This window comes from Mycobacterium sp. 1465703.0 (assembly GCF_001672975.1).
Classification (GTDB): domain Bacteria; phylum Actinomycetota; class Actinomycetes; order Mycobacteriales; family Mycobacteriaceae; genus Mycobacterium.
On sequence record NZ_LZKU01000026.1, the window covers coordinates 39,176 to 47,171 of the forward strand.

The following is a 7,996-nucleotide window of genomic DNA, read 5'->3' on the forward strand; positions in this document are numbered from 1 at the left end:
TCGTGAACGCAACTCATGTACAAATTTTGGCCGCAGGTCTCTTCACGTCCGGCACCTCCTTGGCCTACATGCTCGAAGGACTGCTCGCGGCGGCCGCACTCGTGGTGGGCACCGTCGCCACCTTGGGCAAAGCGAGCAAAGAAGGCGCCGGGGCGGGCATGACCCACCAGTTCCTGGTGATCGGTTTATCAGTCACGATCTTCTTGTCCGCGGGCATCGCGGCACTGTTCACCCACGAGTTCCAAAGCCACGGGGTGAGCAACCACGTCAACGTACCCAACCCGTACGGACAGTAGTGGCCGACGAGACACCGGCCAAAGTGTGGTCGGACCAACGCGATCTTCCGATTTACCTGGGCGACTCCGGAGACGGATTTCGCCTGCCGTTCAAGGAGAACTGGCGGCTTCCTGACACCGCCGCACTGCTGGTGGGCTTCGTGGTCACAACCTCACTGATGACGCTGAACCTGCAAAGCGGAAACGCCTTGACCATCGGTGCCATCGGCACCGTATTGACCGCGGCGGGAGTCTGGGCCCTGTCCAAGCTACCTGCGGCGCGGCCTTCACTGCGCACACGGCTGCACTTCTGGCTGGCCGACTTACGCCCGCTGGTGGTGTGTTCACACCACGCTCAAACACCGAACCAGGCTACGCCACAATGACTCTCACAACCGACGCCGGACCGATCGAGGCTGTCGGCAACCTACGCTTCACCCGCAGCGGGGTCTACGCCGAATACCTGTTATCGGGTCTGCCTTTCATCTTCTTGCCCAAAGAATCCCAGGATCTTGTCGCCGACACCCACGCCGAGCTCCTCCGAAGTCTGCCCTCCGGCTCGATCCTGAGCGGCCTGACGGCGCCGGTGTCAACTCGCAACATCACCCGACGCATGATTTATGCCCACCCAGACCTGCACCCTGACAACGTCATTGACGCAACTGCCATGCCCCAACACGCCGAAGCGTGGGTGCAGCACTGTCAGCGCTGGGCCCCGGCCCTACATGCCCGCAACTCGCGTCGCCGCATCTACTGGCTGAGTCTCCCGTTGGATTACGGCCTGTCCGGGGCCACCACGGCAGGGGGATGGCAGCGCCGCCTCGACTCCATCATCGGCCGCGACAAAGACAGCGCCGCCGCACTGGCGCACTATCGCCAACTGGCCGCCACGATGGTCGCCAAACTACCGCCGGCGCTATTCGCCAAACCAGTGAGTGTGGAACAGATTTGGTGGCACTGGAACTACACCGCCAGCCGCCATAGTTGGCAAAAGCCCATTCCTAATCAGCCCCATAATCCGGATGCCCGGCTACCCGGATCAGCGTTTACCCCAGTCTGGAAAGACCCCTCGGCGGCCGCCCTGCGAGGTCGGCGATGGCGCGCCGCCCGCACGGAGGCCGACATCTTCCTGCGCACATATCGGCACGCAGACGACGCTGTGGCCGACTCCTATCAAGCCATTGTCGGACTGGAAAAATGGCCCGACGCCGGTCTGCGTTGGCCACGCGCAACCATCTTCAAAGTGCTCGATGACGTGACCCAGCCGGGTATCACCCTGGATTGGACCATTCACTTCACGTTCGACACCGCAGAAGTGGCCGTGGCCACCGCACACAACGTCATCACCAACATCAAAGATCAGGCACGCCAACGTGGCCGCCACGCCGACAGCGACGACGAGCTGCTGCGCAAACTCGTCTCCGGCAGGCAACTGGCCTCCGCCCTTAAGCAGGGCAGCGCCGAGCGCGGCGTAAACGCCGCGGTCGTGGTCACCGCCGCCGCCGCTGACCCTGAGGCCGCCGACAGCGCAATCGCAGAAGTGATCCGCCGCTATCGCACCCAACGCCTCGAGCTCAAACGCCGACGCGGCAGCCAGACCACGTTATGGCGCGCCCTTAATCCAGGAACCGAAGCCACCGCCGCACTGCACGAAATCCGAAACCCCTCCACCACGAACGCGTTCGCGAAATTCGTACCCCTGCTGGCCACCAGCCTCGGCAACAACGTCGGGGTCCCGCTAGGGGAGACCATCACGAGTCCGGGCCTGCGCGAGATCGTTCTCAACGACCTGATCGGCGCCCCGGGCCGGGAAAATCCGGGCAACCTCATCATCGGAGGATCCCCGGGACGCGGCAAGTCGCAATGCGCCAAAAACCTCGTGCGGTCATGGCTGGAATTGGGTGCCGGAATCCATCTCATCGACCCCACCGAGGCGCGAGAACACCAAAAGGCGCTTTCCACGTTTGACGACAATAAAAAGGTCGTCATCGACCCCAAGAATCCGAGATTCAGCCTTGACGGACTGCGTATTTTCCCGTTCGAGCACGCCGCGGAGCGCACTGTCGACCATTTGCTACCGCAAATGGAATTCTCCCCGTTGAGCCCCCAGGCGTCGCGACTCAAAGGGCTGCTCGCCCCGGCCGCACGTCACATCAACGGTATCGGCTGCCTCAATCAGCTGATCGGGCTGTTAGCCGACCGCAGCAGAGCCGACCGCGTCAGCGTCGACGACGATTTATTGATCGCGTTGGAAGGGCTACGCGCCGAGCGCCTGCTGGCACCGATGTTCGATGACACCCTGCCGCTGCCGGACTTGTCCAAGCAGCTTGTCATCTGGAACTTCGGCGGCCTCAAACTGCCGACCGTCACCGAGGAATACCAAGCCCATCTTCACCACCAAACCACCCCGAGTCAGCGCGCCGCCCAAGCGTTGTACGGCATGGCTGCCGATCTCGCCGAGTCGCTGTTCTTTTCTCGCGACACCCAGCCAGACATCCTGGTCGTCGAGGAGTGCGCGGCGTGGACGCATTCTCCTGGCGGGCAGCGCTGTGCGAATAACGTGATCCGCCAAGGACGTAAGGCATGGACCCTGTTTCTGGGTATCAGCCAGTCACCCAGAAATGACTTTGGTGTACTCGAAGACGAATACATTGAGCAACGGCTCTGCCTGGGCTTCAAAGATGCCGCGATCGCCGAGGACACGCTGCTGTGGTGCAACCGCGACCTCGACCGACACCCACAGTTGCGCAACGACTACGTCAGCAACACCAGCCCCGCGGCGATGCCCAACTACGGCGACGATTCGATCGACAGCCGCCACGGCAAAGTCATTCCCGGCCGCGAAGGTGAAGCGTGGTACCTCGACGAATTCGGCGGGTGGGGCAAAGTCAAGTTGTTCGGCGCCCCGACCCGCGAGCTCGCCGAGCTCTATGACACCAACCCGCACCGTAAACGGCAACGCCACAGGATCAGCGCATGCTAGCCAGAGCACAGTACTGGCTGCTGCGCCATCCGCGTGTGGCTCGCCCGCTCAAGGTGTATGCACTATTGCAGCTCCTGGCAACCCTCGCGGTCACACTGGCCCCGGGAGCAAGCGCATCAACTAACGCCGCCGTGCTCAATTGGACTGGCCTGCACGATAATTACGGTGTTCCTATCGGCGACTTCTACCTGTCGCTGGCCAGCCTCCCTGATCAGATCACCCAAGGCGGCCCCGACACCCAAGTTCATGATCCTAGTTCCTGGTTCCCTTGGGTCATCCACGCTCTCGAGGTGATGTCGACAGGTTTCGCAGCCTCCAACATCTTGACCGCCGAGGCGGCCACCTTCATCGGGATCATCGCTTTATCGCTGTGGATCATGAAACTGACCATTTCAACCTACTGGCTCACAGTGTTTGGTGAGATCGCCAAAGCAATCACCGACGCGGTCATCACCGTCACCACCCGGTGGGGTCTGGTCGCCCTCACGGTGCCGCTCGGGGTGTTCATGGGTGTGTTGGCTATCCGGCGGGGCGAGGCTGGCCGCGGCTGGACGATGGTTCTGCTGGCGATCATGATGCCGGCCTTGGCCATCACCGTATTCTCCGACCCCGCCGGAATGATGTACGGCAGCGACGGCATGCTGGCGTTCGGCCGCAGCATGGGATTTAGCACCGCAGAAGCGTTCACCCACAATGGCGCTATCGGCGCAAGCGGTGGTTTCACCGGTCAAGTCGACACCCTCACCTCGAGTCTCATCACCCACGTCGTACGAGAGCCTCTGCAAGTCTTCAACTTCGGCCACGTCGTAGACACAAAGCCCGGGTGCGCAGCGCAATACACCGCAGCACTACACCAAGGCGTATCAGACGGTCCGATCAAAGCAATGGCCCGCTGTGGGGATGCAGCCGCTGTGCATTACGCCCAAAACCTTGACGGCTCGAACACTTTCGGCGGCTTGATATTGGTTGCCGCGGCGTTTCTGTTTGGTTGGTTCATGATTTCCGCGGGAGCGTCGGTATTCACGGTGTCACTCAAAGCGATGTACACCACCGCCAAACTCTTGCCCAGCGTGTTCGCCGGCGGCATCTCCGGAGCGGCGCAAGAACACGCCAAAGCCACTGTGTGGCGTTTCTTTAAACACCCGATCGAAGTCATGGTGTTCGTCACTTTCGTCAGCGTGATGGGGCTGGCGATCGAACGCCTCATCTCCCGCCCCTTGCCCGCCGAGTTAGGCGGCAGCAACCCCTTCGCGCATGTGCTGATCATGGCCGGCGCCTCGATGGCGGCGCTGTATCTCCTCCGCCATATCCGCGCCGACCTACAGGGCCAACACCCCGGTCGCGGTCTGCTCGGCCGCGCCGGCGACGTCGCGATGGGCTTGGCCATGCACGCCGGACTACGCGGTGCTGGCTCAGCAGCGCTAGGTGGCCTGCGCGGCCTGCGCGGCAAAACCAAAACCCCCTGGGAACAGCTCGACGAGCAATCATCAATCAATAACCCCGAAGACGTCCTCGGCCAACCTCACGAAGGCTTCGCGCCGGTTCCCGCAGCAGCGCAAAGCGACGCAGCGGCCTCAGGACAGCCCTCCGCGGTCGCTGAGACGTCAACGACCGCAGCGGCCGCAGGCGCCCACCCTGCGGTCGCTGCGACCACAGCAGCCGGGGAGATCGACCAACTGATCGCCAAGGCCGGTGCCGGAATAGACCCTCGCCGCCGCCCCCAACGCCAGCCCCGCGGCCGGACCGCCGGGCAGATAAACGCCCCCGGGCAAGCGGTCCTCGACACCCGCTGGGCAGCGGCCGCAGAGCCGGGCGCAGTCGCCGAACTCCAGTCCACCAGTTCCCATTCGGCTGCCGCGTCGAACACCGGTTGGGACACCACACCACCACTGTGGGCATACGCCGATCACACTTCCAGCGATATTCCGCTTCCGCCTGCACCCCCGCCCGAGGATCACACCGGGCCGCCGCCCGACGACGAACCCCCGGCGGCGGTCGATCCCATCTCGGGCCACTGACGATGCCGTTCTCGCAGTACGCCGGGGCGTTTACGATGGCACCTGTGGAAGAGGGAGCGGTGAGCGCTAGACGACAGGCCGATTGGGGAGCCCGATGACCACGACTTCCCCCACAGAACAACGGCGCGCTTTCGATGCGGCGATCAATCGCTTCAGCGCGGGCGACCCCGCAGCGGCCCAGCGGGCGTTCGCCGAGATCACCGACCAGAACCCGGCCATGACCGATGCCTGGCTGGGTCGACTGGCGTGCGGCGATCACAGCGTTGACGCCTTAGCCGGCGCGTATCTGAACTCGCGGGCTCTTTATCGCGAAACCCGCCGCATCGGCCAGCAAGATGGCGCACTGCAAGCCGTGGTCCCGGCGCCGCTGTACTTGCAGCTGCAGGTGTGGTCACGAGGCACCATCGCTCTGGCCTTTGCCAGTGCCCTCATTGGCGCGGGTGACTTCGAGCAGGCGATGACGGTTCTCAACGACAGCGAGCTGGCCGCCGACGCGCAAGCGGCAACCTGGCGACAGTTCGTGACCGCCGCCTTGTATCACGCCACCCAGCGCTGGCCGGATCTGTGCGCGGTCACTGATGTGTGTCCGCCGGCGATCGCCACCTATGTGCCCAACGACGTGTTGGCCGCAACCCAAACCCTGCGCGCGATGGCGTTGGCCTCGCTGGGACAAGCGCAGGCAGCACTAGACCTGATGGACCAAATATCCACCCAAAACGCCTATATTGCAGCAGATTTGGCGCTCACCAAGGGGTGGTGCCTGCGCGAGCTGGGCGAGTTCGACGCGGCCGATGAAGCCTTCCGCAGCGCTACGATCGACGGCGTGGTGATCCCGCAGGCACGCAAGGCCCTCGAGGAACCTGACTATCGCATCGTGACCACTGATGCTGAAACCATCGCCACGCGCACCAACAAGTGGGATTCGGCGACTGAAACGAGCCGCGACGCCCGAGCGGCCGCGGCCCTGGCCAGCGAGCGCCAAGAAGTCCTCAACCGAGCTCAAGCCCGCGTCGACGAGTTGATCGGTCTCGAAGACGCCAAGGAACAGATTGCGGTGTGGCGCACCGAGGTTCAGATCGAGCAACTGCTCGCCGAGCAGGGCGACGGCGGGGCCACCAGCAACGAAAACCACATGGTGTTTCTCGGCCCGCCGGGGACTGCCAAGACGACGTTCGCTCGCGTTGTCGGAGAAGTGCTCTTTGGTTTGGGCACGATCGCGCGCCCCGACGTCAAAGAGGTGACCGAGGAAGACATCGTGATCGGCTACGTCTCCCAGACGGCGGCCAAGATGAAAGAGGTGTGCGAGGAAGCGCGCGGCGGCGTGCTGTTCATCGATGAGGCCTACCGGCTGGTTCCTAAAACAGAGGGGCACTCCTTCGGTGTTGACGCGATCAACACCTTACTGAAGTACATGGAGGACTACCGTGACGAACTGGTGGTGATCGTCGCGGGCTATCCGAAGGAAATGCGGGACTTTCTCAAGGCCAACGCCGGCCTGGCCGGCCGATTCCATTTCACGCTGACGTTTAACAGCTACACACCCGATGAGATCGTGGCGATCGGACGCCATCTGGCCGGCAAAGAGCGTCTGGTCGTCGACGACGCCGCCTGGGACATGCTGCGTGCGGAAGCAACTCATCTGCGGTCTCAACCCTATGAGAGCGGCACCATGCTCGACGTGGCCGGCAATGGACGCTACGCCCGCAAAGTGGCGGTGGCGTGCCGGCGTGAACGAGCCCGCCGACTACACAGGGTGGCTCCTGATCCACAAGATCTGGATCAACTCGTGCGCACCGACCCGTCAGTACTGAATGTTAGCGTCGATGACATGCAGCGTGCGCTTGCCGAGTCGCGCCCGGCGACGGGTTAGGCGACAGATCCGCGACCGCCATGGTTGCTATCGGTGCAACGGGATCTGCTGCAGGTCAATCGGTTTCGTCTAGATCGGTGTCCTCGTCATCCCAGAAGGCCCATTCGGGTAGTGGTGTATTCGGCATCGCACCATAAACCATCGCCTCATATCCTGGCTGCCCGCGACCGCGGTGTGCGTTCCACCGAGGATCTCGCCGGTTGGCGCGCGAGCGTCGAACCGCGCGCAGAATCAGCGCAGCAGTGCCTGCGATGTTGAAGGCGATCAGTGCAACCTTGAGGAGCAGCACTAGCAGTTCCACGGTGTGGTTGTCTCCTCAGGGATTCGGGGTGATGCTGCACCGACAGCGGTGGGCTCAGTTGGCCGTGCGTTTCAGGCTGTGAGGAACTGTCCGCGCTCGCCGATCATCGGCGGGTGCTGGCGCCTGGGGTGTCAGACCTTGGTGCCCTTGGGTGCGCTGATTTCATAGCTTCCTGCGTCATCGGTGAAGGTGATCAGGAACTGATGCGCGATGTGATTGATGGTTGCTTGGCAGCTGAAGGAGCCGCCCTTGGTGATGGTGGGGTTGCGCCCGTCGTTGCAGGTGACGTTGCTGACGTTCTTGGCGCCGTAGCCGCTGGGATCGGAAAGGATCCGTGCAACGTCGGCCTGAACGGAGGTGACGGCGAGTTCTTTGGTGACGAAAAGGCCTGGGGCCCAAAATCCTACGATGGCGAACAGCACGACGGCCACAGTGAGGGCCACGCCCAGATACAGCGGCGCCTTCGTGCGGCGCGCGCAGGCTCGAAGAGTTCGGTGCGTGGCTGGGCTCTGTCGCCGTAAGTGCAGCTGACAACGGGCAGCGGGCCCC

General features: G+C 63.1%; 7 protein-coding genes. 5 read left to right on the top strand and 2 right to left on the bottom strand.

All coding sequences use genetic code 11. The features are described 5' to 3' along the window. The first annotated feature begins 2 nt into the window (after positions 1-2). The 5 genes from A5625_RS02270 (at position 3) to A5625_RS02290 (ending at position 7,146) form a co-directional block, all read left to right on the top strand. Complete coding sequence (locus A5625_RS02270; protein ID WP_066988750.1) at positions 3-296, top strand: hypothetical protein; 294 nt, start codon at positions 3-5, stop codon at positions 294-296. Further along, positions 296-661, top strand: coding sequence for a hypothetical protein (locus tag A5625_RS02275; RefSeq protein ID WP_066988751.1), 366 nt, complete (start codon positions 296-298; stop codon positions 659-661). Before A5625_RS02270 ends, A5625_RS02275 begins: the two co-directional genes overlap by 1 nt. Further along, complete coding sequence (locus A5625_RS02280) at positions 658-3,258, top strand: ATP-binding protein (RefSeq protein WP_066988752.1); 2,601 nt, start codon at positions 658-660, stop codon at positions 3,256-3,258. The genes A5625_RS02275 and A5625_RS02280 overlap by 4 nt, the downstream gene beginning before the upstream one ends. Continuing rightward, complete coding sequence (locus tag A5625_RS02285) at positions 3,252-5,276, top strand: hypothetical protein (RefSeq protein ID WP_066988753.1); 2,025 nt, start codon at positions 3,252-3,254, stop codon at positions 5,274-5,276. The genes A5625_RS02280 and A5625_RS02285 overlap by 7 nt, the downstream gene beginning before the upstream one ends. Positions 5,277-5,370: 94 nt before the next feature. Next, entirely contained in the window at positions 5,371-7,146 is a 1,776-nt protein-coding gene (locus tag A5625_RS02290; RefSeq protein WP_066988754.1) for an AAA family ATPase, read from the top strand. 55 nt (positions 7,147-7,201) lie between these two features. Here the strand turns inward: A5625_RS02290 and A5625_RS02295 are convergent, their stop codons facing one another. After that, complete coding sequence (locus A5625_RS02295; protein WP_066988755.1) at positions 7,202-7,447, bottom strand: hypothetical protein; 246 nt, start codon at positions 7,445-7,447, stop codon at positions 7,202-7,204. A gap of 131 nt (positions 7,448-7,578) precedes the next feature. Further along, the gene (locus A5625_RS02300) at positions 7,579-7,869 is read right to left on the bottom strand and encodes a DUF4333 domain-containing protein (RefSeq protein WP_232003359.1); all 291 of its coding nucleotides are present in this window, start codon (positions 7,867-7,869) and stop codon (positions 7,579-7,581) included. Positions 7,870-7,996 lie beyond the last annotated feature (127 nt).